Here is a 476-nt window from a genome sequence, read left to right as displayed (position 1 = left end):
GTTCGCCGGCCGGGCCCGCGACGATGTTCGCGCGCCAGAGGTCGCCGTGGTTGAGCACGCTGGGAGACGTCGGGACGAGCTGCGGAAGGCGTTCACAGATCCGCTCCAGGCCCGCCAGGTCGGCCGGTTCGAGGGCGCTGCGTACCTTGGGCTCACGCAGGTAACGGCGGATCCGGTGCTCGGCGAAGAACTCGTAGCCGTCGTCGGCCCAGCCGTTGGCCTGGGGAAGCAGGCCGAGCCATCCGTCGGTGTCCCAGCCGAACCGGTCGCCGCGCACCGTGTGCAGGGTGACGAAGGTCCGGCCCGCAGCCTCCCAGAACTCGTCGGTGTCGGGCCGGGGGTGCAGCGCCTCCATGAGGACGTGGTGCGCACTCACCTCGAACACCTGGGGAGTACGGATGCCCGCGCGTTCATGGAGCGCCCTGAGTCCGGCCGCCTCCAGCGGGAACAGGTCGGGCGGAGCGTCGACGGATCCC

1 protein-coding gene is annotated in these 476 nt (G+C 71.2%); it reads right to left on the bottom strand.

Features of this window, described 5'->3' with window-relative positions; genetic code table 11:
- A partial coding sequence (locus OP79_RS49160) for a fructosamine kinase family protein (protein ID WP_033329844.1) occupies positions 1 to 476 on the bottom strand: 476 nt, incomplete at both ends.

It is taken from the genome of Streptomyces yerevanensis (genome assembly GCF_000716805.1).
Classification (GTDB): domain Bacteria; phylum Actinomycetota; class Actinomycetes; order Streptomycetales; family Streptomycetaceae; genus Streptomyces; species Streptomyces flaveus.
This window is presented reverse-complemented; position numbering and strand designations above follow the sequence as displayed.